We start from the raw sequence: 23,117 nt of genomic DNA, 5'->3' as shown, positions 1-23,117 counted from the left end.
GTCCCGATCCCCTTGTCCGGTGCAGATGTCCGGAGGTAGACGATGTGCGAAATGCTGAACCGCATCTGGTCACGACCACGTGGCGAATGGACTCGCATCCTGAGAAAGGAACTTCCCGCCGTCGCGGCCAAGGTGGTCGATGAACTACTGTGCAATACCCCGGTATTCGCGGATATCGTGGAGCGAATCGGGAAGGATGCGGCGCAAGCGGCGGTCGAGCAGGCGCTGTTGCTGGCACTGGGGCTCAGGAGCAAAGCGGACGGCATCCGCTCGTCCCTGTCGACGCCCGAGCCCCGGCCCGCGACCGGCCTGGCCGTCACCGCCCTGCCGGACGCCCGGGCACGGCAGGCGCTGTTCGCCGCGCTCGCCGACGACCGCTGCCTGCCCAAGGAGGTTCTGGCCGAGCTCGCGCGCCAGGCGGGCTGGCCGCTGCCCGACCGGGCCCGTGCCGTCGTCCTCGGCGCGGCCTCCTCCAACGAGGCGCCCCAACTGGCCCTCCAGCTCACGGCGGCGCTCGGCCAGGGGCTGCTGGGCACCGTCGACACCGACGTCTGCCTGATCGTCCCGGACCCGGGCCCCGAGGCGCGCTCCGAGCTGGTGACCGTGCTCGGCGGCCGGGTGGCCGCCATCGGCCACTCCGCTCCCGTGGCCGACGCCGCCTCCTCACTGCGCTGGGCGCGGCGGCTGCTCGCCCTGGCCCCGGCCGGCGCGGGCCCGAAGGAGCGGCTCGTCTTCGTCGACGACCACCTCTCGGACCTCCTGCTGCTCCAGGACGAATCCCTCGCCCGCGCCCTCTGCGCCCGCTGGCTGCGCCCGCTCGAAGCGCTCACGCCGCGGCAGAGCGAGCGCCTCGAAGCGACCCTCCTGGCCTGGCTGGAGAGCGGCGGCGCACCCGAGGCCGCCCGTGCGCTCCAGGTCCACCCGCAGACGATCCGCTACCGCCTGCGCCAGATGGAGAAGCTCTTCGGCCCGGCGCTGCGCGACCCGCGCATGCGCTTCGAGCTTGAACTGGCACTGCGCAGCCGGCGTCTGCTGGCCCAGTCGCGGAGGCTGCGCCGCCGCGTCCAGGGCCGGGGCCACGCCCTCGCCGCCGCCGTCCACCCGCTGGGACTCGCCAGGCAGGCGCGCGTCAACGGCCTGTGAACCCCCGCGGCACGCTGCGGCGGCCCCGGACCTCGAAGGTCCGGGGCCGCCGCGTTCCCGGCGCCGGGCGGCAGGTGCGGTTGGGGAGCACCCGGCGCCGGGGGCATGCGGGGCGCTCAGCAGCGCCGCCCGCCGTTGACGCAGGACACCGCCTTCGCCATCAGCGCGTCCGGCATGACGTTGATGAAGTCGCCGTGGTCCGTCACCGGCTTGTGCAGCTGCTCGGGGAAGCTGTCCACGGCGAACGGAGTGCCGGCCGGCACTGCGTAGGTGATGCGCTGGACGAGCTGCGGCACCGCCCGGAAGCCGCGCGGGCACGAGCCGTCCGCCCCGGCGAAGGCGACGTGGGTGCGGTGGTTGGCGCTGTCGACGGAACGGCCGTCCCAGCAGCTCTGGAAGGCCAGGGTGCGGACCACGTCCGAACCGCCCGGGCAGATCGGGTACTTGTCCTTCAGCTGCCGGTTCTCGAAACCGGTGCAGCTCCACGAGGCATTGGCATTGCCCGGACCGCTGGTGAACGCCTTCGCGTCACCGGTGATCACCCTCAGGAAGCGCGGCATCGCCGAGACCTTCGACACCGGGCTGCCGCGGAACTGGATCGCCACCGACGAAGGCCGCAGCACTTCGCCCATGTTGCCGTCGTGCCCGCCACCGGGGGCATGGGCGTCCGGCGCGGCCTTGCCGTCCAGAAGCCGCAGAACAGGCCAGTAGTGGGTGGAGAGATCACCATTGGTACAGGTCGTTCCGGCCGCGGCGAGTGACGCATTCGAGGAGAAGGCATTCGTCGACACATTGCCGACGTAGTCATGAGTGTGGTGGGCGCCATTGCTGACACCGGGGGTGACGATGACGTTGTCCGAGTTGAAATGGCCGTTCTCGTTGCGCCCGCAGGAAGAGGTGAACGTCCCGGCGGAGCCGCCGGAACCGACTGCCGGATTCTGCTTCGTGGGCGCGGTACGGATGTCGGCGAAGTCGGAAGGGGACGGACCGCCGGGCATGGCCCGCGTCAGGACGGCGGTGCCGGCGCCGGCACGCGCGTCCGCCGTACGGACCTGCCGGGCCGTGCAGCCGCTCAGCCCCGGCAGATCCGACGGCCGCGTCGACCGCTCCGCGATGGCGTCGGCCATCCGGCCGATCGTCGTGGAGCGGTGCTGCTTCAGCTCGCCGAGCACGGCACCGCTGTCGCCGCCGGGCGCCGACGCCTGCTCGTACGCCTGTGCCACCTGGGCGTCGAGTTCCGCGAGGCCCGCGGAGACCCGCTGCCGCGCCGGGTCGGGCACGTCCCGCAGCCGGTCGCCCACGTCCGGACAGGCGATGGTCATGGCCGTCGCCGGGTCCGCCGCGTGGTCCGCCGAGGAGGTGCCGGCCGGCCGGTGGGACCCTCCGGCCGAGGCGTGGGCGGCGACGAGCGCCGTCCCGCCGCCGCCCAGCAGCAGCGCCGCGACCGCGAGCAGCACCCGTATCTTCGTGGACGTGCGGCGCTTGTGGCCCTGTCGTGTCGTGGGGGTCATGGCATCACTTCATTTCCTCGTCGCTGTGCTGAGCCGTGCTCTGCTGATCCGGAGCCGGGGACGGCTGATCCGGAGCCGGGGACGGTGCGGGCATCCGGCCCCGCGTCCGGGGGATGCCGGTCGCTCCGGTGTCCTCCAGGACGGTGATGTGGTCGAGGACGACGGTGTTGGCGCGCGTCGCCAGCTCCCGGACCAGGGAGTTGCCGGTCCGGTCCCGCACGAGCGCCACCAGGCCGAACACCTTGCCGTGGGCGGCGCGGACCAGTTGGGCGAAGACCCGGTCGAACTCGGCGCCCCGGGCGGCGTCCATCCGGTCCAGCCATCCCTGCTGCTGCTCCGTGGGGCGGCCCGGCAGCGTGATGTCCAGGGACCTGGCGGCGTCGAGGGCGCGGCGGTCCAACTCACTGTGCCCGCCGACGAGATGCTCCCCGGCGGTCCGTACGCTGTCGCTGGTTCCGCGCTCCTGGGCCAGGCGGCCCGCGGGCTTCTCCCACAGGCCGGCGAGCCGGACCTTGCGCACGAAGTCCCGGTCCAGGGCCGTCAGCGGTCCGAACGCGGTGTTCCGCGTCCCCGCGCCGTCGTCCTTCCAGGCCGGGGCGTCGGCCGCCGCCGACCGGGCACCGCCGAACAGGGCCACCGGCACCAGCAGCGCCACCAGCGTCGCGGCCAGCGCGCCGACCACGAGCCAGGTGCCGAGCGCCCGCCCCGCCCCGGGCCGCCCGCCTTCGGGTCCGGCCCGCGGGGACAGGGGCCTCAGGAAACCCGCTCTCATGGCGCGGGCCGGTCGCACGGGACGCATGGCGCCGCCTCCCTCGATCCTCGACTGTCGGTCGAATGGCCAGCGACGCTAGCCGCACGGCCGACCCGGCGGAGGAGGGTTCTCCGCATCTGACAAAACGAGGACCACGGGATCGGGAGGCTGTTACCGTGCCCCGGGAGTCGCCCTTGACGGCCTCAAGGCGCATGCAGACATGGGGATTTGACGATGTGAGAACGGGACCTCGCCGTCGTGGGCGTCAACCGGCCCGGGACGGCGGTGGGTTACGAGGTGCTGCGTCAGCGGGCCGTCCGCAGCAGGGTGAAGACGGCGCCCTCCGGGTCCGCGACCGTGGCCACCCGCCCGGCCGGGCTCTCCCGCGGGGGCCGCAGCACCTGCCCGCCGAGCTCCGTCACGCGGCGCGCGGCGGCATCCGTGTCCGCCACCTCGAACGACGTCATCCAGTGCGGGCCCCGCGCGGGCGGCAGCGCCGTGCCGACCCCGTGGATCGCGGCCACCGGCCGCCCGCCCAGCCGCAGCGTGACGTAGTCGGAGCCGCCCGCCTTCGCGGGTTCGGTCTCATATCCGAAGAGCGCCTGGTAGAACGTGACGACCGAGGACGTCCGACGGGTCACCAGTTCGTGCCGGACCGGTGTACCCGGCGCCCCCACCAGCTGGGGACCCACCAGCCGCTGCCCCTGCCAGACCCCGAACGACGCCCCCGTCGGGTCCGTGGCGAGCACCAGCCGCCCCGCGTCCTCCGCGGACAGCGGGCCCACGCCGACCGTGCCGCAGGAGGAGCGGATACCCTCCGCGGTCCCGTCCGCGTCGTCGCTCGCGAGATAGGTGGTCCACGCGGTGGGCAGCCGCCGTCCGGGCCGCAGCCCGCCGATGCCCGCCACGTCCCGGCCGTCGATCGTGGCGCGCACGTACGGGCCGAGCCGGCGGGGTCCGGGGTTGTAGTAGGCCCAGCCGAACAGGCCGCTGTAGAAGTCCTTGATCGATTCCAGGTCGTGTGCCAGCAGGCCAGTCCAGCACGGAGTGCCCGGTGTCTGCCTGGCCTCCCCCGTGCTCTGCCGCCGGGGGGAGCCCCAAACCTCGGTCATCGCCACTCTCTCCTCGGACCATCGTGGTGGCCGCGCGTCCCGCGCCGGTCTGCGGCGCGCGGGTGGTACGGGACGGGGCACGTCCAGATGTTTGCACCACCTGCCGTGACGCGCCCCCCGGCCGCGCCGGGACCCACGGGTTCCCGCAGGAGAATGCCCGAATTGACGTTTCGGTTCCGTTTCGGCGCCGTTGCCGTCCGGTGTCAGGACCGCCGCCAGTATCGAGCAGGTGTACGCGGTCCCGCCAGAGGGCCCTCCGCGTACGACGGTTACGCCAGGATGGGGACCATGAAGCCCATCATCACCGCAGTCGAACTCATGAACGTGGCGGCCGGGGAGCGGCCGCCGGTCCTGCTGGACGTCCGCTATCAGCTGGGCGGCCCGCCCGGCCGCCCGCAGTACGAGGCCGGGCACATCCCCGGCGCGGCCTATGTGGACCTCGACGCCGAGCTCGCCGGCCCGCCGGGGGCGCGCGGCAGGCACCCGCTGCCGGCCGTCGAGGCGTTCGGGGCGGCGATGCGCCGGGCCGGGGTGCGGTCCGACCGCGAGGTCGTCACCTACGACGGCGGCACGGGCTGGGCGGCCGCCCGCGCGTGGTGGATGCTGCGCTGGGCCGGGCATTCCTCCGTACGGGTACTCGACGGCGGACTCGCCGCGTGGACCGCGCGGGGCGGGGCCCTCGCCACCGGGGCGCCGCCGGTCGAGGAAGGGGACTTCGCACCGGAGCCCGGGGCGCTGCCGCTGCTCGACGCCGACGGCGCGGCGGCGCTGGCGCGGCGCGGTGTGCTACTGGACGCCCGGGCGGGGGAGCGGTACCGCGGCGAGACCGAGCCGATCGACGCGGTCGCCGGGCACATCCCGGGCGCGGTCTCCGCGCCGACGACCGAGAACGTGACCGAGGACGGCCGCTTCCGGCCCGCCGAGGAGCTCGCCGCGCGCTTCGCCGGGCTCGGGGCGAGCGGCGAGGTGGGGGTCTACTGCGGCTCCGGCGTCTCCGCCGCGCACGAGGTGCTGGCTCTCGCGGTGGCGGGCATCCCGGCGGCCCTCTACGCGGGGTCGTGGAGCGAGTGGTCCGCCGACCGCGGCCGCCCTGTGGCGACGGGCCCTCAGCCGGGCTGACCGGTACGGCCGTTCGGTGGACGCGACAGCGCCCGGCCCCGACGGGCCGGGCGGTGCTGCCGGGTGCGACGGGCGCCGCGGGTGCCTGCGGAGAGAACGGGCGAGGCGTGCGCCACCGTGTCCCCGACGGCTGCCGGGGGCTGACGGATGGTTACTCCTCTTGTCGTTCTGTCGTCACTCCTGTTTCTTGCGCCGGGTGCCGAAGACGATCTCGTCCCAACTCGGCACCGCGGCCCGGCGGCCGGGCCGGACGCCGTCCGCCTCCGCCTGACGGTCCGTGGTCCCGGTGAGCCGGTCGCGGTGACCGGCCACGGAACGCGGCATCAGCACGTCCGCGTACGCGGCACCCGCACCCGCGCTCGCGGCCGGGGGCTCGACCGCCTCCGACTCCTCGTCCGTCTCCTCGCTCACCGGTGCCACCTGGGGCGGCTCCGGCACGACCATGTCGCCCCGGAAGCTGGGCACGGCCTCCAGCAGGCTCGTCAGGGAGTCCCGCTCCTTGGCCGTGTCCTCCGCCGCGGCGTCGGTGTCCGCCTCCGCCGGGGGAGCGGGCGGTGCGGGCGTGGGGCGGTCCAGCGTCCGGTCGAGGGGCCGGTCGCGCGGCAGCCGGGCGATGCGCGGCACAAAAGGAAAACTCGGCTCGGGCGTGTCGTCGGTCTCGCCGATGAGCGCCCGCGCCTCGTCGTCCATCGCCTGGACGATCCGCCTCGGCGGGTCGAACGTCCAGCTCGCGGCCCGCGGCTCGCCCGCGGCCCGGTAGACGAGCAGCACTTCCCAGGTGCCGTCGTCGCGGCGCCAGGAATCCCACTGGGAGCTGTCCTTCTCGGCACCGCGCAGCACCAGTCGCTCCGCGACCGCCTCGCCCAGCGGCGGGCCGGTGTTCTCACCGGGACGGCGCACGGGCGTCTTGCGGGCGCGCTCGGCCATGAAGGCGCGCTCGGCGAGCACCGGGCCCTCGAACCTGCGGACCCGCTCGACGGGGATGCCGGCCAGCTGCGCGACCTCCTCGGCGGAGGCACCTGCGCGTATACGTGCCTGGATGTCGCGGGGGCGGAGATGGCTCTCCACCTCGATCTCGATCTGGCCCAGGCGAGCACGGTCGTTGCGCACCGCGGCGCGCAACCGTTCGTCAATGGGAAGGGTGTACTCCGTGCTGTCCGCAGCCTTGAGCACCAGCCGTGTGCCGTCGTTGGAGACGGCCACGACACGCAGTTCGGGCATGGGGACCTCCCGGGTGGTGCCTGCCGACGTCACCTGCGTCGCTGCTTCCGCTAGTCGAGTGTGGCCTGCCCGGGTGCAGCCTGCCACAACATTGCCGAGTTGACGGGGCGAGAGCCGCCTGGCCCCTCCCGTTTGGGTCCGGGCAGCCGGACGGGAGAGCGGGACCAGGGCTCGCCACAGTACTCCATTCGGGCCACGGGGGGTGGATCGGCGCGCCATCGAAGTTCACGCGGGAGAAGGGAGTTGATCCAGGCCATCCGGGCGGACACCCACCGAACGGGTGTCGAGGTTCACACAATCGCCCGAATCGGAACTGTTCGTTACGCTCGAATGTCTCTTCTAGCTGCAAGAGGGATCGAAGGGCTACACAGAGGCGGGAGATGGACGGCAAAGGCGAAAGCGAGGCAAAACCGAAGAAGAAGCGTCTGGAGCTGAGCCTCGCGCAGGTCGCCGGGAGCGCCCTCGCGGCGGTCGTGGCCGCGCTGCTCGCGGGCAAGCTGGGGGTGTACGGCACCGTCCTCGGCGCCGGCGTGGTGAGTGTCGTGGCCACGTCGGGCGGCACGATCTTCCAGCACTTCTTCAAGCGCACGGGCGAACAGCTCCGCGAGGCGACCGCCCAGGCGGCCAAGCCGACGCTGCGCCAGGTTCCGGTGCGGGACGCCGGGCGCGCCGTGGGACGGCTCGGGCCGGACGCCACCCCCGACGCCGCCCGCACCCAGCTGCTCGGCCAGGTCGACGCGACGCAGATGCTGCCGGGTGTCGACGGGACACGGTCCTTGCCGGCCGAGGATGCGACACAGCTGTTGCACGGAGCGGGCCACGCGCCGGAGCTTCACTCGCACGCGGGCGCACACTCGGATCCGCACGCCGGTGCGTACTCAGAAGAACAGATCGGTGCTCCGAGCGACGAGTACACGCCGGGCATCACCCATGGCACACGGATGCGGGGCTGGAAGCGCCCGCTGCTCGCGGCGGGCGCGGTCTTCGCGCTCGCCATGGGCACCGTCACCGCGGTCGAGCTGGTCAGCGACAAGAGCACGGACGGCACGAAGGGCTCCACGACGTTCGGCCAGCTGGTCGGCGGTGGCGGGAAGTCGGAGAAGCAGCAGGAGCGGACGCCCTCGCAGAACCCCGACCCGGGCCGTTCGCAGGACGGCGGCCAGGAGCCGGGCAAGGGCGGGGACGGCGGCGCGTCGCCGGACCCGGGCTCGACCCCGCGGGGCGGCGGCGCGGACAAGCCCTCGCCGAACCCGTCGACCTCGCCCGGCACGGGCGGCACCTCCGGCGGCTCGACGCCCGACCCGAAGCCGAACCCGTCCAACCCCACGCAGACGCCCGACGGCGGCAAGGGCGGCACCGACGGCAAGGGCGGCACGACCACGGGCGGCCAGGGCACGACCGGCACGACCGGTCAGACCGACCCCAAGCCGCCGCAGGGCCAGAACGCGGCGGCCGGCACGGGCACGGTCACCCAGGGCACGCTGTCGTAGGGCTCTCGGCAAACGCCGGACGGGCCCGGGAGTACGCGACCGCGTACTCCCGGGCCCGTCCGGCGTTTGCCCGGAGGAATCTCAGCCCAGGACCCGGCGCAGATACGCGTTGCCGAACACCCGCTCCGGATCCAGCCGGTCCCGCAGGGATGTGAATTCCGCGAAGCGCGGGTACACCCCGGCCAAATAGGCCGCGTCGCGGCCGTGCAGCTTCCCCCAGTGCGGCCGCCCGCCGTGAGCCGTCATGATCCGCTCCGCGGCCGAGAAATACGCGTGGTGCGGCGTGCCCCGGTACATGTGCACGGCCACATAGGCCGTGTCCCGCCCGTACGCCGTCGACAGCGGTATGTCGTCCGCCGGAGCGGTCCGTACCTCCACCGGGAAGCTGATCCGCAGCCGCGACCGCTCGACCGCCGCCCGCAGCTCGCGCAGCGCCGCCACGGCGGCCTCGCGCGGCAGGGCGTACTCCATCTCCAGGAAGCGGACCCGGCGGGGGCTGGTGAAGACCTTGTACGCGACATCCGTATACGTACGGGCCGACAGGGCGCGGCCGGCGATCCGGGCGATGCCGGGGACCGCGGCGGGCACGGTGCGGCCCACGGAGCACACGGCCTGGAAGAGGCCGTTGGCTATCAGCTCGTCCTCGACCCAGGCGGCGGCCCGGCCGAGGGGAGCCGCGGGGCCCGCGCTGCGGTTGTTGCGCTTGGTGGTGCAGCCGGTGGTGTGCGGGAACCAGTAGAACTCGAAGTGCTCGTTCTCGGCGACGAACCGGTCGAACTCCGAGGTGACCCGGTCGAAGGACATCGGCTCCTCGCGCGCCCGCAGGAGGAACTCCGGCTCCACGGCGAGGGTGATCGCGCTGATCACGCCCAGCGCGCCCAGGCCCAGCCGGGCCGCCGTGAAGACCTCCGGGTTCTCCCGCGGCGAGCAGGTGAGCACCGAACCGTCCGCCGTCACCAGCTCCAGAGCCCGGACCTGGGCGGAGAGCGAGGCCGAGTCGCGGCCCGTGCCGTGGGTGCCGGTGCTGACCGCGCCCGAGACGGTCTGTTCCATGATGTCGCCCATGTTGGCCAGCGACAGGCCGTGCGCGGACAGCGTGGTGTTCAGCTGCCGGAGCGTGGTCCCGGCGGCCACGGTCACCGTCCCGGCCGCCCGGTCGACCGCCCGCAGTCCGGTGAGGCGCTCCGGGCGGATCAGCAGCCCGTCCGTGGCGGCCGCCGCGGTGAAGGAGTGGCCGGTGCCGGCCGCCTTGACCTTCAGGCCCTCCGCGGCGGCCCGCGCCACCGCCTCGGCGAGCTCCGCGGTGCTCGCCGGTGCCACGGTCCGCGCGGGGTGGGCGGTGACGTTCCCCGCCCAGTTACGCCACGCGCCCCTTGTCCCTGCCCTTGTCCCGGCCCTCGCGCTGCTCGTGGTTCCGGTCGTTCTCGTCATGTGCGTCGGACCCTCCCCTTGCCTGCGGCGCGGGTCCCCCCGGCCGCTGCGGCGCCGGCCTGCGCAGCCGGCGGTAGCCGAGGAACGCCACCACGGCCGAGAGCGCCCCCGCCACCATGCACACCACGTACCCCGCCGCCGCCCCGGACGCGTCGACCACCAGGCCGGCGGCGGACGACCCCAGCGCCACGCCGACCGCGAGCCCGGTGCTCGTCCAGGTCATGCCCTCGGTCAGCTGCGCGCGCGGTACGTGCTGTTCGACGAGGGCCATCGTCGTCACCATGGTCGGCGCGATGGACAGGCCCGCGACGAAGAGCGCCACGGCCAGGAACGGCAGGTTCCCGACCAATTGGAGGGGGATCATACTCACGGCCATCGCACAGACGCCCAGCAGGAAGCGGCGGGCGGGATCGCCCTTGAGCCGCAGCAGTCCGAAGACGACGCCCGCGAGGCACGAGCCCAGCGCGTACACCGAGAGCACCAGGCTCGCCGACGCCTTGTGGCCCTGCTCCTCGGCGAAGGCGACGGTCACCACGTCGACCGTCCCGAAGATCGCGCCCATCGCCACGAACGTCGCCACCAGCACCTGGAGCCCGGGCGAGCGCATGGCCGAGCCGCGCTGGTGCTGCTCGCGGGGGTGCGGCACCGGCTCGGTGGCGCGCTGCGCGGTCAGCCAGAGGACGCCGACGGCCAGGAAGCAGGCGGCCAGCAGCGGGCCCGCCTCGGGGAACCACGCCGTGGACAGCCCGATCGAGAGGATCGGGCCGAAGATGAAGCACACCTCGTCGGCCACGGACTCGAAGGCGTACGCGGTGTGCAGCTCGCGGCGGCCCCGGTAGATCGCCGCCCAGCGGGCCCGCACCATCGAGCCCACGCTGGGCACGCAACCGACGGCGGCCGCGAAGACGAAGAGCGTCCAGTCCGGCCAGCGCTGCTGCGCGCTGAGGAGCAGTCCCGCGACCGCGACCACGCAGACCAGCGTCGCCGGGCGCAGCACCCGGCGCTGCCCGTGCCGGTCGACGAGCCGGGATATCTGCGGGCCGAGCACGGCCGCGGAGATGGCCAGGGTCGCGGAGAGGGCGCCCGCCAGCCCGTACCGGCCGGTCAGCTGGGACACCATCGTCACGATGCCGATGCCCATCATCGACAGCGGCATCCGGCCGAGGAACCCGGCCGCGGAGAAGCCCTTGGAACCGGGGGCGGCGAATATTTCGCGGTAGGGACTGGGCAAGGGGGCCGCCAGGGGATCGGGGGGTGAACCGGGGAGGGTGACAGACAGTGAGGGTGCCGGTAAGGGATGTAAGTGGCCGATACAGCTTACGTGCGTACATGCGTGCGATGCACGGCCATTTCCTGCCTGTCAGTGGCGGGTGGCAGGATCGGACCATGTCGGATCAGCCAGCAGACCAGCGAGCAACAGCCCCCTACGACGCCCTGTTGCTGCTCTCGTTCGGCGGCCCCGAGGGCCCGGACGATGTCGTTCCGTTCCTGGAGAACGTCACCCGCGGCCGCGGGATCCCCCGCGAGCGCCTCAAGGAGGTCGGGCAGCACTACTTCCTCTTCGGCGGCGTCAGCCCGATCAACGACCAGAACCGCGAACTGCTGGCCGCGCTGCGCGAGGAGTTCGCCGCGCACGGCACCGACCTGCCGGTCCACTGGGGCAACCGCAACTGGGCCCCGTATCTGACCGACACGCTGCGCGAGCTGACCGCCGCCGGGCACCGCCGCATCCTCACGCTCGCCACCAGCGCGTACGCCTCGTACTCCGGCTGCCGGCAGTACCGCGAGAACCTCGCCGACGCGCTGGCCACCCTGGAGGGCGAGGGCCTCACGCCGCCGCGCGTCGACAAGCTGCGGCACTACTTCAACCACCCCGGGTTCGTCCGGCCCATGGTCGACTCGACCCTCGCGGCGCTCGCAGCCCTCCCCGAGGACGTCCGGGCCGGCGCGCACCTCGCCTTCACCACGCACTCCATCCCCACGGCCGCCGCGGACACCTCCGGCCCCGCCGAGGGCCACGGCGACGGCGGCGCCTACGTCGCCCAGCACCTCGACGTCGCCCGGCTGATCGCCGACGCCGTCCGCGAGGAGACCGGCACCGAGCACCCATGGCGGCTCGTCTACCAGTCCCGCAGCGGCGCCCCGCACATCCCCTGGCTCGAACCGGACATCTGTGACCACCTGGAGGCCGTCCAGGGCGAGGGTGCCAAGGCGGTGGTGATGGTCCCGATCGGCTTCGTCTCGGACCACATGGAGGTCAAGTACGACCTCGACACCGAGGCCACCGCCAAGGCCGCCGAGCTCGGCCTGCCGGTCGCCCGCGCGGCCACCGTCGGAGCCGACCCGCGCTTCGCCGCCGCCGTCCGCGAGCTGGTGCTGGAGCGCGCCGCCACCGAGCGCGGCCTCGCCCCGCAGCGGTGCGCGCTCGGCGCGCTCGGCCCCTCCCACGACCTCTGTCCCGTCGGCTGCTGCCCGGCGCGTGCCCCGCGCCCGGCCGCCGCCGGTGCCGACAGCCCGTACGCGTAAGGAGCACTGTGAGCGACATCCCGAAGGACGAACTCCTGGCCGTGGCCCTCGAGGCCGCCGACCGGGCCGGCGCCCTGCTCAGGGACGGCCGCCCGGCCGACCTGGGCGTCGCCGCGACCAAGACCAGCCCCATCGACGTCGTCACCGAGATGGACATCGCCGCCGAGAAGCTGATCACCGGCTTCCTCGCGGAGCGGCGCCCCGCCGACGGGGTGCTCGGCGAGGAGGGCGCGAGCAGCGCCGGCACCAGCGGCGTGCGCTGGATCATCGACCCGCTCGACGGCACGGTCAACTACCTCTACGGGCTGCCCTCCTGGGCCGTCTCCATCGCCGCCGAGGTGGACGGCGAGGCCGTCGTGGGCGTCGTGGCGGCGCCGATGCGGGGCGAGACGTACCGGGCGGTGCGCGGCTCCGGGGCCTTCCTCGGCGACCGGCGGCTGGGCGTGCGCCCCGCGCCGCCCCTCGCCCAGGCCCTGATCGGCACCGGCTTCGGCTATCTCACCTCCCGCCGGGCCGCCCAGGCGGAGGTCCTGCGCACCCTGCTCCCGGAGGTCCGCGACATCCGGCGCGGCGGGTCCGCCGCCATCGACCTGTGCGATGTGGCCTGCGGCCGGCTCGACGGCTACTACGAGCGGGGGCTCAACCCCTGGGACTACGCGGCAGGGGCCCTGATCGCCCGCGAGGCGGGCGCGCTGACGGGCGGCCGCCCCGGGGAGCAGGCATCCACGGAACTGACGGTGGCGGCCGCCCCCGGCCTCTTCGGGACCCTCCAGGACCGCCTGGAGACCCTGGGGGCCTGGCACGACTGACCCGATGGCCGGACACGGCGAACGCCCCCGCACCTTCCGGTGCGGGGGCGTTCGATGCGTGGATCGGCCGGTGCGGCTGCCGCTAGGCGGCGCTCACTTCGACGCCGTGCTCCGCCGCGAGGCGGTGCAGGTCCTCCAGCGCCGCCTGCTCCACCTCGGCGAGGAAGTCGTCGCCCGACCTGCGGGCCTGGTCCAGGTCGGACCGGGTGCTCTCTATGCGCTGCAGAATGCCAGCGGTGAACGCGTCCATAGTGCTGCGCCCCCTCCAGGGTCGGCTCACGGCGGCACGGGGGTGTGCCTGGGGGTCACCCCCGGCGGGACCGGGGGAGAGACGATCGCACCCTGCCCCTTCGGGCGGCGGCGGCTCGTGACGTGCCGCTGCTCGGGCGTGATCGCGGGTGTGCAGTCGTCTTCCCCACCGCCGTCCGCGGGGAAACCTGCGGCCGCCGGGCAATCCGGAATCACACCGGAACCACGCGGGAACCCCACGCCCGCCCACCGCTGCCGCCCATGCCCCTTACAGCCGGTTTACCGGCGGAGGAGGCAGGATGGATACACCCCACCGGGGAACCACATGCCTGCCCAGACCAAGGGCTCCAAGGGAAGGACCAACGCCGTGCGCGTACTCGTCGTCGAGGACGAGCAGCTGCTCGCCGATGCCGTCGCCACCGGATTGCGCCGGGAGGCCATGGCCGTCGACGTCGTGTACGACGGAGCGGCCGCGCTGGAGCGCGTCGCCGTCAACGACTACGACGTCATCGTCCTCGACCGCGACCTGCCCCTCGTCCACGGTGACGACGTGTGCCGCAAGGTCGTCGAGCTGGGCATGCCCACCCGCGTCCTGATGCTGACCGCCTCCGGCGACGTCAGCGACCGCGTGGAGGGCCTGGAGATCGGCGCCGACGACTACCTGCCCAAGCCCTTCGCCTTCAGCGAGCTCACCGCCCGCGTCCGCGCCCTCGGGCGCCGTACGACCGTGGCGCTGCCGCCCGTCCTGGAGCGGGCCGGCATCAAGCTGGACCCCAACCGCCGCGAGGTCTTCCGCGAGGGCCGGGAGGTGCAGCTGGCACCCAAGGAGTTCGCGGTGCTGGAGGTGCTGATGCGGAGCGAGGGGGCCGTGGTCTCGGCCGAGCAGCTGCTGGAGAAGGCCTGGGACGAGAACACCGACCCCTTCACCAACGTCGTCCGCGTCACGGTCATGACCCTGCGCCGCAAGCTCGGCGAGCCCGCGGTGATCGTCACCGTGCCCGGCTCCGGCTACCGGATCTGACGCCCGATGCCCGCCACCCCCGCGCCGCCGGCAGCCCCGCACACCCCGCCGAAGCCCACCTGGGACCCCCGCCAGCCCGTCGTACGGCCGTTCCCCTGGCTGCGCCCGACCATCCGCATACGGCTCACCCTGCTCTACGGCGGGATGTTCCTGATGGCGGGCGTCCTGCTGCTCACGATCATCTATCTGCTGGCCGCCCACGCGCTGGACGCCGGCAGCACGCCGCTGATCAAGCTGAACAATGGCAGCCAGGTCACCGTGCCCGACTCCAGCCTCTGTCCTGCCCTGCGCCCCGGCCTGACGGCCGACGAGGCGAACAACATCCTGAGCAACTGCACGAGCCACCTGCGCGCCCTCGCCCTCGACAGCCTCCTCAAGCGCTCCCTGCTCGCCCTCCTCGGCCTCGCCGTGATCGCCTTCGCCTTCGGCTACGCCATGGCGGGCCGGGTCCTCTCGCCGCTCGGCAAGATGACGCGCACGGCCCGCAGGGTCGCCGCGACCGACCTCTCGCGCCGTATCGAACTGGGTGGCCCGGAAGACGAGTTGAAGGAGCTCTCCGACACCTTCGACGAGATGCTCGACCGGCTGGAGCGGGCGTTCACCGCGCAGCAGCGCTTCGTGGCCAACGCCTCGCACGAGCTGCGCACCCCGCTGGCGATCAACCGCACGCTGCTGGAGGTCCACCTCTCCGACCCGGGCGCGTCCCCCGAGCTCCAGCAGCTCGGCAAGACCCTGCTGGCCACCAACGAGCGCAGCGAGCAGCTCGTGGAGGGCCTGCTGCTGCTCGCGCGCAGCGACAACGAGATCGTGGACCGCAAGCCCGTGGACCTCGCGGAGGTGGCCTCCCAGGCCATCGACCAGACCCGTGCGGAGGCCCAGGCCAAGGGCGTGGAGCTGCGCGGCACCCGGCAGCCCGCGGTCGTCCAGGGCAACGGCGTGCTCCTGGAGCGCATCGCGCTCAACCTCGTGCAGAACGCCGTGCGCTACAACACGGCCGACGGCTGGGTCGAGGTCACCACGGAGGCCCAGCCGGGCCGCGCGGTGCTGGTGGTGGAGAACACCGGCCCCATCGTCCCGGCGTACGAGGTGGACAACATCTTCGAGCCGTTCCGCCGCCTGCGCACCGAGCGGACCGGCAGCGACAAGGGCGTGGGCCTCGGTCTGTCGATCGTCCGCTCCGTCGCCCGCGCGCACGGCGGCAGGATCACCGCCGAACCCCGTGACGGGGGTGGATTGATCATGAGAGTGGTACTTCCCACCTGAGAATCTCTGCGAGAATGGGGCGGCCGCAGGTTCGCTTTGGGCGGAATTTTCATGGTCCGCCCCTCGCCGGTGGCGTGTGTGATCGCTCACATGCGCAAACTTTTGGCCATCCACTCTCCGTGATCATCGGGATCGACGGAACGCCGGGAAAATGGGGGTTTCCGGGGGTCCTGATCACGGGAAGTACACGTGATGGCGTATCCACATGCGGCATCCGGACCGTGTACGGTCCCGTTCGCCATCCATCCCCATCACCTCTTCAGGTGTGCGGTTGGGTGTCGATTGAGTAACAGACCTTGATGTGAGGCAAAATCTCCGCCTCGGGTCGGGCACAAGTCCGGCCTCTCACGCGTTACGTGCGCTGGAGACACCGCAGACACCCAGAGGGGGAGAGCGACATGGCAACGGACTACGACACCCCACGCAAGACCGACGATGACGTCAACGAGGACAGCATCGAGGAACTCAAGGCCCGGCGGAACGACAAGTCCGCTTCAACGGTCGACGTCGACGACTTCGAGGCCGCCGAGGGCCTCGAGCTGCCCGGCGCGGACCTCTCCAACGAGGAGCTGTCCGTCCGGGTCCTGCCGCGGCAGGCCGACGAGTTCACCTGCATGAGCTGCTTCCTCGTGCACCACCGCAGCCAGCTGGCCCGCGAGAAGAACGGCCAGCCGATCTGCCGCGACTGCGAGTGAGGAGCGGGTCTGCATGGCAGGCTCGATCCCGTTTCGCAAGCGGCGCTCCCGGCGGTCCGAACTGACCACCGGACCGGAGGGTGACGCCGCGCGGCAGAAGGGTGCCGACGACGCCGACGAGACCGTCGGCGCCGTGGACACCACCCCTGCCGCCGGGGCCGGCACAGACGTCGAGCGGGGCCGTGCGGCCTCGCTCGCCGCCGTTGTCGGCCGTGGCGCCAGGAAGGGCGGCCGGGGGGCGAAGGCGGGCCTGACCGCCGTGGCCGACCGGATCGTCGCGAACGCCCCGCGCATCCCCGTGCGCGACCTCGCGACCCTGCGCGAGCAGTTCCCGGGCCTCGGCCCGGAGGAGCTCGCGGACAAACTCGTGGCCGGCGCCGCGTACGGCACGTCCACCGTGGGCGCCGGCGTCGGCGCCGCGGCCATGCTGCCGGTCCCGCCGGCCATGCCCGCCGAGCTGGCGGCCGAGATCGTCGGCGTCGCCGCCGTGGAGTTCAAGCTCATCGCCGAGCTCCACGAGGTCTACGGCCTGCGGGCCCCCGGCGCCGTGCGCCAGCGCGCGGTGGCCTATCTCGGGGCGTGGGCCGACGAGCGCGGCATCGACGTCACCTCACCGCTGACCGTCAACGCGGCCCTCGGCGGCCAGCTGCGGCGCGAGCTGCGCCAGCAGGTCCTCAAGCGCACCTTCCGCAATCTGCCCAACCTCACGCCCTTCATGATCGGCGCGACCGTGGGCGCGGTGATGAACCGCCGTGACACCAAGAGGCTCGCCGAGAAGGTCCGCAAGGACCTGCGCACCCGGCAGGTGTCCTGGGACGCCCTGCCGCCCGCCGGGCAGCCGGAGCCCGGCGCCCGCTAGCTCCTGGTGCCCTCAGGCCCGTACGGCCGCGAGAGCGGCCGCCAGGCGCTCGGGGAAGCGGGTGGAGAGATAGACGTACGGCGTGGGGTCGGCCGGGTCCGTGACCTCGACCCGCAGAGCCGTCGGGATATAGCCGCGCAGCAGCATGAAGGCGCGGGTGTCGGCCTTGTGCGTGCGCCAGGCGCGGGCCTCCTCAGCGTCCAGGACCTCCGCCGTGCCCAGCGCCGTCACCGGGATCCTCGCGTCGCCGGCGACGAGTGCGCCGCCGACGACCCGGATGCGCGCCGAGCCGTACGAGCTGACCGCGATCGACGCGAGGGCCGCGCCGCCGACGAGCCCGCCCAGCATCGGTACCGTGCCAAGCGGCAGCAGGATCAGTGCCATGGCGACCCCGACGAGCGCCGCGATGAGCCACCAGGATCGGGGCGCGGTCAGGCGTTCTTCGTAAGGCTGCATGGGCCAAGCCTGCCACGGACGGGACCGGGCCCTGTTCTCGCGGGTAAGGTCAGCCCCTGTGAGTGGACGAACGACAACGCCGACGCTGCCGCCCGGGGCCGAGCCGCCGGTGCGGCACCCCGACGCGCCCGCGCCCGGGGAGACCATCGGGGCGCACTATGAATACTGCTTCGGCTGCGGCGGGGGCGTCCCGCACGGTCTGCACGTGGAGGTGCGCGCCGGCGAGGGCGTGAGCGTCACCGCGGAGTTCCGCGTCAAGGAGGCGCACCAGGGTGCCCCCGGTCTCGCGCACGGCGGTGTGCTGGCCACTGCGCTGGACGAGACGCTGGGCTCGCTGGGCTGGTTGCTGCGGGTGATCGCGGTGACCGGGCGGCTGGAGACGGACTACGTGCGGCCCGTGCCGGTGGGCACCGTGCTGCACCTGGCGGCCGAGGTCCGCGCGGTGCACGGCCGTAAGATCTACGCCACGGCCACCGGCCGGATCGGCGGCCCGGAGGGCCCCGTCGCGGTCCAGGCGGAAGCGGTGTTCATCGAGGTCAAGGTCGACCACTTCATCGAGAACGGCCGTGCCGCCGAGATCCAGGCCGCCCTGGCCGACCCCGACCAGGTGAAGGTCGCGCGAGCTTTTGAGGTGAACCCGTGAGCCGTATGCCCCTGGACGTGCTGATCCGCCGGGTCGACCCGGAGGTGCCCGTCCCCTCCTACGGTCACCCCGGCGACGCCGGCTGCGACCTCGTGACCACCGAGGCCGCCGAGCTGGCGCCGGGGGAGCGGCTGGTGCTGCCCACCGGGGTGTCCATCGCGCTGCCCGACGGCTACGCCGCCTTCGTGCACCCGCGTTCGGGTCTCGCCGCCAGGTGCGGGGTCTCCATGGTGAATGCCCCGGGGACCATCGATGCCGGGTACCGTGGAGAGATCAAGGTGATTGTGGTCAATCTGGACCCGCGCGAGACCGTGCGGTTCGAGAGGTTCGACCGCATCGCCCAATTGGTTGTCCAGCAGGTCGAGAAGGTCCGCTTCCATGAGGTGGCGGAGCTTCCAGGCTCGGCACGGGCCGAAGGGGGCTTCGGGTCCACCGGTGGCCACGCTGCCGTGGGGAATGGATTCGCTTCGGTCGTCAGCGACCGGGAAGGACAGTGACGTGTTCGGTCGTCGCCGCAAGCGCGGGGAGGACGCCGTCGACCAGGTCGACGACGTGACCTCCGAGGAGTTGGCTGAGGACTCCCTCTCCAACGCGTCCGCAGAGGACATCGCGGCCGAGAGCCGGGTCCGGCTGGAGCCGGAGCCGCGCCCCGAGGGGCCGTGGGACCTCTCCGAGGTCCGCGACCCCGCAGAGGGCCGGGTGGACCTCGGCGGACTGTTCGTGCCCGGGGTCGAGGGCATGGAGCTGAGGGTCGAGGTCGCCGGTGACGCCATCGTCGCCGCGACGGTGGTGCTGCGCGACAGCGCCGTGCAGCTCCAGGCGTTCGCCGCCCCCAAGCGCGAGGGCATCTGGCACGAGGTGCGCGAGGAGATCGCGTCCGGCATCACCCAGCAGGGCGGTGTCGTGGACGAGGTCCAGGGCCCGCTGGGCTGGGAGCTGCGGGCCCAGGTGCCGGTCGCGCTGCCGGACGGCACCCAGGGCGTCCAGCTCGTCCGCTTCGTGGGCTGTGACGGCCCGCGCTGGTTCCTGCGCGGTGTCATCTCGGGCCAGGGCGCGGTGCAGCCGCAGACCGCCGGGCTGCTCGAGCAGATCTTCCAGGACACCGTCGTCGTGCGCGGCGAGTCCCCGATGGCGCCCCGCGACCCGATCGTGCTGAAGCTGCCGGACGACGCGCAGATGGTCGCCGAGGGCCTCCAGCAGCCGGACGAGGACGGCGGCTCGCGCTTCGCCGGCGGCGTGGACCGTCTGGAGCGTGGCCCGGAGATCTCCGAGGTGCGCTGAAAAACGCTCGTCAAACGGCTGGATCGTGCCGTTCCGCTGGGCCGCAACCCCGATTCGGGGTTGCGGCCCAGCGGCGTTTTCGCAGGTCAGAGCGGTATGCGTATGGAAACCGTCAAGGGGGCGCTAATGGCCGTATGAGAGGCGTCAACGGGGCGCTCGCGGCGCGACAACAGAGGTTTCCTTTGGGAGTCCGTTCATATCCGAACTCTCTAGGAGCACACGATGGCCGACGTGGCCTTCGTCGTCACCACGATCGCGGTCTTCGCGCTGGTGGCTCTCGTCGCCAAGGGGGTGACCAAGCTGTGACCGTCGAGAACATCGTCGGCCTGGTCGTGGCCGTCGCCCTGCTGGGCTACCTGATCCTCGCCCTCGTTTTCCCGGAGAGGTTCTAGCAAAGATATGAGCCCCGTCCTTTCCGGAGTCCTCCAGCTGACCGCGCTCGTCGTGGCGCTGGTGCTGGTCTACCGCCCGCTGGGCGACTACATGGCCCGCGTCTACAGCTCCGAGAAGCACCTGCGCGTCGAGAAGCTGATCTACCGCTCGATCGGCGCCAACCCCAACGCCGAGATGCGCTGGCCCGCCTACCTGCGCGGCATCCTCGCCTTCTCGGCGGCCAGCCTGCTCTTCCTGTACCTGCTCCAGCGGATCCAGGGCATCCTGCCGCACTCGCTCTCGCTCGGCTTCACGGCGATCAGCCCGGACCAGGCGTTCAACACCGCCGCCTCGTTCGTCGCCAACACCAACTGGCAGTCGTACTCGGGCGAGCAGGCCATGGGCCACGCCGTCCAGACCCTCGGCCTCGCCGTCCAGAACTTCGTCTCCGCCGCCGTCGGCATGGCCGTCGCCGTCGCGCTCGTCCGGGGCTTCGCCCGGGCCCGCACCGGCGAGCTGGGCAACTTCTGGTCCGACCTGGTGCGCGGCACGATCCGCATCCTGATCCCGATCTCCGTGATCGGCGCGGTCGTGCTCGTCGCCTGCGGCGCGATCCAGAACTTCGCCGGCATCCACGACATCGGGCAGCTCGCCGGCGGCACCCAGCAGGTCAACGGCGGCGCCGTGGCCTCGCAGGAGGCCATCAAGGAGCTCGGCACCAACGGCGGCGGCTACTTCAACGCCAACTCCGCCCACCCGTTCGAGAACCCCAACGCCTTCACCAACCTCTTCGAGATCTTCCTGATCCTCGTCATCCCCTTCTCGCTGACGCGGACCTTCGGCAAGCTCGTCGGCAACGTCAAGCAGGGCTACGCGATCCTCGCGGCCATGGGCGTGATCTGGCTCGGCTTCACCGCGCTGATGATGTGGACCGAGTTCCACCACGGCGGCGCGGCCCTGCAGGCCGCGGGCGGTGCGCTGGAGGGCAAGGAGCAGCGCTTCGGCATCGGCGGGACCTCGATCTTCGCGACCTCCACCACGCTGACCTCGACCGGTGCGGTGGACGGCTTCCACTCCTCGTTCACCGGCTTCGGCGGCGGCATCGCGCTGCTCGGCATGATGCTGGGCGAGATCGCGCCCGGCGGCGTCGGCTCCGGCCTGTACGGCATGCTCGTCATGGCGATCATCGCGGTGTTCATCGCGGGCCTGATGGTCGGCCGTACGCCCGAGTACCTCGGCAAGAAGATCGGCACCCGCGAGATCAAGCTCGCCGCGTGCTACATCCTCATCACCCCGACCCTGGTGCTCGGCTTCACCGCCGTGTCCATGGTGATGGCGACCCCGCCGCACTCGATCCTCAACGTCGCGGGCAACTCGGTGGACGGCAGCGGGGCGCACGGCTTCTCCGAGGTGCTCTACGCCTTCACCTCCGGAGCCAACAACAACGGCTCCGCCTTCGGCGGCCTCAACGCCAACACGCAGTGGTACAACACCACGATCGGTCTCGCCATGCTGCTGGGCCGCTTCCTGCCGATGGTCTTCGTGCTGGCGCTGGCCGGCTCGCTGGCCGAGCAGAAGCCCGTCCCCGAGACCGCGGGCACCCTGCGCACCGAGAAGCCGCTCTTCGCGGGCCTGCTCGTCGGCGCGATCCTCATCATCACCGGCTTGACCTACTTCCCGGCACTGGCCCTTGGCCCGATGGCGGAGGGACTCTCATGAGCACGACCACCCCTGTCCGTACCGCCCCCGAGGAGCCCAAGGACGAGCGTCCGCACGGCTCCGAGGAGCCCGGCCGGGTCTCCGGCGGTCTCTTCGACCCGGCGCAGCTGGTGAAGTCGCTGCCGGACGCGTTCCGCAAGCTCGACCCCCGGGTGATGGTGAAGTCCCCGGTGATGTTCGTGGTCGAGGTCGGCTCGGTGGTCACCACCGGGCTGGCGCTCAAGGACCCCGGCGCCTGGTTCGGCTGGGCGATCACCATCTGGCTGTGGCTGACCGTCATCTTCGCCAACCTCGCCGAGGCCGTCGCCGAGGGGCGCGGCAAGGCGCAGGCGGACACCCTGCGCAAGGCCAAGACCGACACCGTCGCGCGCCGCCTGAACGGCGGCACGGAGGAGTCGGTGCCCGGCACCGAGCTGCGCGTGGGCGACCTCGTCGTCTGCGAGGCCGGGGACATCATCCCCGGCGACGGCGATGTAGTCGAAGGCGTCGCGAGCGTCGACGAGTCCGCGATCACGGGCGAGTCGGCCCCGGTCATCCGCGAGTCCGGCGGTGACCGCTCGGCGGTCACCGGCGGCACCAAGGTCCTCTCCGACCGCATCGTCATCAAGATCATGACGAAGCCGGGCGAGACCTTCATCGACCGGATGATCAACCTGGTCGAGGGCGCCGCCCGGCAGAAGACGCCGAACGAGATCGCGCTCAACATCCTGCTGGCCTCGCTCACCATCGTCTTCCTGCTGGCCGTCGTCACGCTCCAGCCCTTCGCGATCTACGCGCACGCCGAGCAGTCGATGATCGTGCTCGCGGCCCTGGTGGTCTGCCTGATCCCGACCACCATCGGCGCGCTGCTCTCCGCGATCGGCATCGCCGGCATGGACCGGCTCGTCCAGCGCAATGTGCTGGCCATGTCCGGGCGCGCGGTCGAGGCGGCCGGCGACATCTCCACGCTGCTGCTCGACAAGACCGGCACCATCACCTACGGCAACCGCCAGGCCGCCGAGTTCGTCCCGGTCAAGGGCACCATGGCCGCCGAGGTGGCGGACGCCGCCCAGCTGTCCTCGCTCGCCGACGAGACGCCCGAGGGCCGCTCGATCGTCGTCCTCGCGAAGGAGAAGTACGGCCTGCGCGAGCGCCACGAGGGCGAACTCGTCGGCGCCGAGTGGATCCCCTTCACCGCCCAGACCCGGATGTCCGGCGTCGACGTGGACGGGCGCAAGGTCCGCAAGGGCGCGACCGGCTCGGTCCTCGCCTGGGTCACCGAGCGCGGCGGCCGGATCGCCGAGGACGCCACCAAGCTCACCGACGACATCTCCCAGGCCGGCGGCACCCCGCTGCTCGTCGCCGTCGAGGACGAGAAGGGCGCGCGCGTCCTGGGCGTCATCCACCTCAAGGATGTCGTCAAGGAGGGCATGCGGGAGCGGTTCGACGAGCTGCGCCGCATGGGCA

General features: G+C 72.5%; 23 protein-coding genes. 15 read left to right on the top strand and 8 right to left on the bottom strand.

Features of this window, described 5'->3' with window-relative positions:
* Nucleotides 1-177: 177 nt before the first annotated feature.
* Nucleotides 178-1,143: a PucR family transcriptional regulator gene (locus ABD269_RS05405; RefSeq protein ID WP_344116587.1), complete on the top strand. Its 966-nt coding sequence runs from the start codon at nt 178-180 to the stop codon at nt 1,141-1,143.
* Nucleotides 1,144-1,259: 116 nt separating this feature from the next.
* Here the strand turns inward: ABD269_RS05405 and ABD269_RS05400 are convergent, their stop codons facing one another.
* The 3 genes from ABD269_RS05400 to ABD269_RS05390 all read right to left on the bottom strand — a co-directional run bounded on the left by ABD269_RS05400 (nt 1,260) and on the right by ABD269_RS05390 (nt 4,517).
* Complete coding sequence (locus tag ABD269_RS05400; protein ID WP_344116585.1) at nt 1,260-2,654, bottom strand: DUF1996 domain-containing protein; 1,395 nt, start codon at nt 2,652-2,654, stop codon at nt 1,260-1,262.
* Between the two features lie 4 nt (nt 2,655-2,658).
* Complete coding sequence (locus tag ABD269_RS05395; RefSeq protein ID WP_344116583.1) at nt 2,659-3,453, bottom strand: DUF4142 domain-containing protein; 795 nt, start codon at nt 3,451-3,453, stop codon at nt 2,659-2,661.
* A gap of 257 nt (nt 3,454-3,710) precedes the next feature.
* Nucleotides 3,711-4,517 (bottom strand): VOC family protein, encoded by an 807-nt coding sequence (locus tag ABD269_RS05390; protein ID WP_344116581.1) that lies wholly within the window; start codon nt 4,515-4,517, stop codon nt 3,711-3,713.
* A gap of 288 nt (nt 4,518-4,805) precedes the next feature.
* Here ABD269_RS05390 and ABD269_RS05385 point away from each other — a divergent pair, with 288 nt between their 5' ends.
* Nucleotides 4,806-5,636 carry a sulfurtransferase gene (locus tag ABD269_RS05385; RefSeq protein WP_344116579.1) on the top strand — a complete coding sequence of 277 codons (831 nt, stop codon included), beginning with the start codon at nt 4,806-4,808 and terminating at the stop codon, nt 5,634-5,636.
* Between the two features lie 174 nt (nt 5,637-5,810).
* On the opposite strand, the gene sepH is transcribed toward ABD269_RS05385, so the two are convergent.
* Nucleotides 5,811-6,890, bottom strand: a complete 1,080-nt coding sequence (sepH, locus tag ABD269_RS05380; RefSeq protein WP_344116577.1) for a septation protein SepH — start codon at nt 6,888-6,890, stop codon at nt 5,811-5,813.
* A gap of 347 nt (nt 6,891-7,237) precedes the next feature.
* Between sepH and ABD269_RS05375 the strand changes: the two genes are divergently transcribed.
* Nucleotides 7,238-8,347 carry a hypothetical protein gene (locus tag ABD269_RS05375; RefSeq protein ID WP_344116575.1) on the top strand — a complete coding sequence of 370 codons (1,110 nt, stop codon included), beginning with the start codon at nt 7,238-7,240 and terminating at the stop codon, nt 8,345-8,347.
* Nucleotides 8,348-8,428: 81 nt separating this feature from the next.
* Here ABD269_RS05375 and ABD269_RS05370 read toward each other — a convergent pair whose 3' ends face one another.
* Both ABD269_RS05370 and ABD269_RS05365 read right to left on the bottom strand, forming a co-directional pair.
* Nucleotides 8,429-9,778, bottom strand: a complete 1,350-nt coding sequence (locus tag ABD269_RS05370; RefSeq protein ID WP_344116573.1) for a D-arabinono-1,4-lactone oxidase — start codon at nt 9,776-9,778, stop codon at nt 8,429-8,431.
* Nucleotides 9,705-11,009, bottom strand: a complete 1,305-nt coding sequence (locus tag ABD269_RS05365; protein ID WP_344116571.1) for an MFS transporter — start codon at nt 11,007-11,009, stop codon at nt 9,705-9,707. Before ABD269_RS05365 ends, ABD269_RS05370 begins: the two co-directional genes overlap by 74 nt.
* Before the next feature lie 155 nt (nt 11,010-11,164).
* Here ABD269_RS05365 and ABD269_RS05360 point away from each other — a divergent pair, with 155 nt between their 5' ends.
* Together ABD269_RS05360 and ABD269_RS05355 are read left to right on the top strand one after the other, a co-directional pair.
* Complete coding sequence (locus tag ABD269_RS05360) at nt 11,165-12,304, top strand: ferrochelatase (protein WP_344116569.1); 1,140 nt, start codon at nt 11,165-11,167, stop codon at nt 12,302-12,304.
* A gap of 8 nt (nt 12,305-12,312) precedes the next feature.
* Nucleotides 12,313-13,113 carry an inositol monophosphatase family protein gene (locus ABD269_RS05355; RefSeq protein WP_344116567.1) on the top strand — a complete coding sequence of 267 codons (801 nt, stop codon included), beginning with the start codon at nt 12,313-12,315 and terminating at the stop codon, nt 13,111-13,113.
* Nucleotides 13,114-13,195: 82 nt separating this feature from the next.
* Here ABD269_RS05355 and ABD269_RS05350 read toward each other — a convergent pair whose 3' ends face one another.
* Nucleotides 13,196-13,363, bottom strand: a complete 168-nt coding sequence (locus ABD269_RS05350; RefSeq protein ID WP_162890385.1) for a hypothetical protein — start codon at nt 13,361-13,363, stop codon at nt 13,196-13,198.
* A gap of 366 nt (nt 13,364-13,729) precedes the next feature.
* Here ABD269_RS05350 and ABD269_RS05345 point away from each other — a divergent pair, with 366 nt between their 5' ends.
* From ABD269_RS05345 to ABD269_RS05330, 4 genes are all read left to right on the top strand, one after another.
* The gene (locus ABD269_RS05345; protein ID WP_116215978.1) at nt 13,730-14,383 is read left to right on the top strand and encodes a response regulator transcription factor; all 654 of its coding nucleotides are present in this window, start codon (nt 13,730-13,732) and stop codon (nt 14,381-14,383) included.
* A gap of 6 nt (nt 14,384-14,389) precedes the next feature.
* Entirely contained in the window at nt 14,390-15,646 is a 1,257-nt protein-coding gene (locus ABD269_RS05340; protein ID WP_344116564.1) for a sensor histidine kinase, read from the top strand.
* 398 nt (nt 15,647-16,044) lie between these two features.
* Nucleotides 16,045-16,341, top strand: a complete 297-nt coding sequence (locus ABD269_RS05335; protein WP_116214298.1) for a DUF4193 domain-containing protein — start codon at nt 16,045-16,047, stop codon at nt 16,339-16,341.
* 13 nt (nt 16,342-16,354) lie between these two features.
* A complete protein-coding gene (locus ABD269_RS05330; RefSeq protein WP_301891828.1) occupies nt 16,355-17,200 on the top strand; it encodes a hypothetical protein in 846 nt (281 codons plus the stop codon).
* A 12-nt stretch (nt 17,201-17,212) separates the two neighbouring features.
* Here the strand turns inward: ABD269_RS05330 and ABD269_RS05325 are convergent, their stop codons facing one another.
* A complete protein-coding gene (locus tag ABD269_RS05325) occupies nt 17,213-17,656 on the bottom strand; it encodes a DUF3093 domain-containing protein (protein WP_344116561.1) in 444 nt (147 codons plus the stop codon).
* 58 nt (nt 17,657-17,714) lie between these two features.
* On the opposite strand from ABD269_RS05325, the gene ABD269_RS05320 reads away from it, so the two are divergent.
* The 6 genes from ABD269_RS05320 to kdpB form a co-directional block, all read left to right on the top strand.
* Entirely contained in the window at nt 17,715-18,299 is a 585-nt protein-coding gene (locus ABD269_RS05320) for a PaaI family thioesterase (protein WP_240351561.1), read from the top strand.
* Nucleotides 18,296-18,796, top strand: coding sequence for a dUTP diphosphatase (dut, locus tag ABD269_RS05315; protein ID WP_116214302.1), 501 nt, complete (start codon nt 18,296-18,298; stop codon nt 18,794-18,796). Before ABD269_RS05320 ends, dut begins: the two co-directional genes overlap by 4 nt.
* 70 nt (nt 18,797-18,866) lie before the next feature.
* Nucleotides 18,867-19,580 carry a DUF3710 domain-containing protein gene (locus ABD269_RS05310; RefSeq protein ID WP_425572840.1) on the top strand — a complete coding sequence of 238 codons (714 nt, stop codon included), beginning with the start codon at nt 18,867-18,869 and terminating at the stop codon, nt 19,578-19,580.
* Between the two features lie 302 nt (nt 19,581-19,882).
* Nucleotides 19,883-19,972, top strand: a complete 90-nt coding sequence (gene kdpF, locus ABD269_RS05305; protein ID WP_116214304.1) for a K(+)-transporting ATPase subunit F — start codon at nt 19,883-19,885, stop codon at nt 19,970-19,972.
* A 7-nt stretch (nt 19,973-19,979) separates the two neighbouring features.
* Entirely contained in the window at nt 19,980-21,671 is a 1,692-nt protein-coding gene (gene kdpA, locus ABD269_RS05300) for a potassium-transporting ATPase subunit KdpA (protein ID WP_301891819.1), read from the top strand.
* The coding region (gene kdpB / locus ABD269_RS05295; RefSeq protein ID WP_344116549.1) for a potassium-transporting ATPase subunit KdpB at nt 21,668-23,117 on the top strand (1,450 nt) is incomplete at its 3' end. The genes kdpA and kdpB, both read left to right, overlap by 4 nt.

Origin of the sequence: Streptomyces blastmyceticus, from assembly GCF_039521185.1 — a bacterium.
In the GTDB taxonomy this organism is placed as follows: Bacteria; Actinomycetota; Actinomycetes; order Streptomycetales; family Streptomycetaceae; genus Streptomyces; species Streptomyces blastmyceticus.
Note: the sequence above shows the minus strand (reverse complement) of the source record. Positions and strands in the feature narration are given on the sequence as shown.

Coding starts and splice junctions, on each gene's coding strand:
- ABD269_RS05400 (WP_344116585.1), bottom strand. CDS start 2,654: ATGACCCCCACGACACGACAGGGCCACAAGCGCCGCACGTCCACGAAG.
- ABD269_RS05395 (WP_344116583.1), bottom strand. CDS start 3,453: ATGCGTCCCGTGCGACCGGCCCGCGCCATGAGAGCGGGTTTCCTGAGG.
- ABD269_RS05390 (WP_344116581.1), bottom strand. CDS start 4,517: ATGACCGAGGTTTGGGGCTCCCCCCGGCGGCAGAGCACGGGGGAGGCC.
- ABD269_RS05385 (WP_344116579.1), top strand. CDS start 4,806: ATGAAGCCCATCATCACCGCAGTCGAACTCATGAACGTGGCGGCCGGG.
- ABD269_RS05375 (WP_344116575.1), top strand. CDS start 7,238: ATGGACGGCAAAGGCGAAAGCGAGGCAAAACCGAAGAAGAAGCGTCTG.
- ABD269_RS05370 (WP_344116573.1), bottom strand. CDS start 9,778: ATGACGAGAACGACCGGAACCACGAGCAGCGCGAGGGCCGGGACAAGG.
- ABD269_RS05360 (WP_344116569.1), top strand. CDS start 11,165: ATGTCGGATCAGCCAGCAGACCAGCGAGCAACAGCCCCCTACGACGCC.
- ABD269_RS05350 (WP_162890385.1), bottom strand. CDS start 13,363: ATGGACGCGTTCACCGCTGGCATTCTGCAGCGCATAGAGAGCACCCGG.
- ABD269_RS05340 (WP_344116564.1), top strand. CDS start 14,390: ATGCCCGCCACCCCCGCGCCGCCGGCAGCCCCGCACACCCCGCCGAAG.
- ABD269_RS05335 (WP_116214298.1), top strand. CDS start 16,045: ATGGCAACGGACTACGACACCCCACGCAAGACCGACGATGACGTCAAC.
- ABD269_RS05330 (WP_301891828.1), top strand. CDS start 16,355: ATGGCAGGCTCGATCCCGTTTCGCAAGCGGCGCTCCCGGCGGTCCGAA.
- ABD269_RS05325 (WP_344116561.1), bottom strand. CDS start 17,656: ATGCAGCCTTACGAAGAACGCCTGACCGCGCCCCGATCCTGGTGGCTC.
- kdpA (WP_301891819.1), top strand. CDS start 19,980: ATGAGCCCCGTCCTTTCCGGAGTCCTCCAGCTGACCGCGCTCGTCGTG.